General features: G+C 43.4%; 2 protein-coding genes and 1 pseudogene. 2 read left to right on the top strand and 1 reads right to left on the bottom strand.

Annotation, left to right across the window (positions count from 1 at the left end; translation table 11 throughout):
* Positions 1-104 precede the first annotated feature (104 nt).
* Positions 105-995 carry a transposase gene (locus LX99_RS26200; protein WP_109611128.1) on the top strand — a complete coding sequence of 297 codons (891 nt, stop codon included), beginning with the start codon at positions 105-107 and terminating at the stop codon, positions 993-995.
* A gap of 72 nt (positions 996-1067) precedes the next feature.
* Positions 1068-1427, top strand: coding sequence for a transposase (locus tag LX99_RS26530; RefSeq protein WP_211319100.1), 360 nt, complete (start codon positions 1068-1070; stop codon positions 1425-1427).
* Here the strand turns inward: LX99_RS26530 and LX99_RS25275 are convergent.
* A pseudogene (locus tag LX99_RS25275) lies at positions 1413-1528 on the bottom strand (transposase); the annotation flags it as partial. The gene LX99_RS26530 and the pseudogene LX99_RS25275 sit on opposite strands and share 15 nt — an antisense overlap.

Below are 1528 nucleotides of genomic sequence, written 5' to 3'. Positions count from 1 at the left end.
ATGGGCGTGCTTTGCGCTTACCATTTCTTCCCTAAAAAACCTTCCCTTAAACCTGAATTACGCAATGGGATTTTCTAATGCGTAGCAATAGATTAAATTAGCGTATGGATTTCGAAATTAGGTATACAGATAAGGAAGTCACTCCCTGGGGCGGGATGTTATTTCTGCGTCAGATGTTGGATAAAATAGGATTTCGACAAGCGATAGAGCAGCAGGAGGATTTGCCTCGGCCCGGTTCAAACCGGGGTTACGATCCTGTTACCATCATTGAAGGTTTTATTGCCAGTATTTGGTGTGGCGCCAATCGTTTTTTGCATACCGAAGTAACTCGCCATGATCTGGCGCTGAGTAAAATCTTCGGGTGGCGAACAGCTCCCGGACAGGATACCTATAAACGATTTTTTTCCAAATTCACCCATGCCTCCAACCAGCGTGTTGGTGACTATTTTTATTCATGGTTATTCGATAATGTTAAGTTTAACAACTTCACGCTCGACTTTGATTCTTCTGTCATTACGCGATATGGCAGCCAGGAAGGGAGCAAAAAAGGGTATAATCCGCAGAAGCCCGGACGCAATTCACACCATCCGCTTATCGCTTTTGTATCAGATGTGAAGCTTGTGGCCAATATGTGGCTTCGTAGCGGAGATACCGGAGCGGCCAATAACTTCCTGTCGTTTTTAGAAGATACCTTGAACAAACTGAAAAACAAGACGGTGAGCCTGGTTAGGTTGGATAGTGGTTTTCATCGTAAAGAGATTTTTGATTATCTGGAACAAAGGCAATTAGACTATGTGGTTGCCGCCAGATTTTATCATCCGATACAATACCTTATATCGCAACAACAGGCTTGGGTGACAATTGATAATGGCATTGAGGTAACTGAAACGATGTATCAGGCCGCTGAATGGGGTAAACCGCGCAGAGTGGTTATCGTACAGACAGTTGATCAAAGAACGACCCAAGGCGCCTGGCAAAACATTACGCCTGTTTGAAAACGAAGAAGTATATCAGCAATACCGCTATACAGCCTATGTAACCAGCCTCAAACTCGCTGCTACTGAAGTCTGGCGTCTATACCGGGGGCGGGGGGGGGTGCCGAAAACCGAATTAAAGAACTTAAATATGATTTCGGCTTTGACAGCTTTAATCTCAAAGGATTCTATGGCACCGAAGCCGCATTGATGTTTGCTATGCTGGCTTACAATCTAATGGCACTTTTTCGACAGTTTATCCTGCAGGGAAAATCCCAACAAACACTCTCGACAATACGCTACAAAACGCTCGCTATCGGTGCTTATTTTGAAAAAGTAAACGAACAATACGTCCTAAAACTCGCGCTAAATCTTAAACGAAGACAATGGTTCGAGGGACTATGGGATCAGACTAAAACTTTTATCTTGCCTTTCAAATCTTCTATTGCGTAATCTGGGTTTAAAGAATAACTCTATTTGCCAGCGATTTTTGTAAAGTAGTGCTACCTGTGCTGCGGTGATTTCCATATTATTAGTCAGAAACACGAATGTTC

Source organism: Mucilaginibacter oryzae (assembly GCF_003148845.1).
GTDB classification, from domain to species: domain Bacteria; phylum Bacteroidota; class Bacteroidia; order Sphingobacteriales; family Sphingobacteriaceae; genus Mucilaginibacter; species Mucilaginibacter oryzae.
Note: the sequence above shows the minus strand (reverse complement) of the source record. Positions and strands in the feature narration are given on the sequence as shown.

Bases quoted from the DNA above. Each gene is read 5' to 3' on its own strand.
- LX99_RS26200 (WP_109611128.1), top strand. From the start codon at position 105: ATGGATTTCGAAATTAGGTATACAGATAAGGAAGTCACTCCCTGGGGC.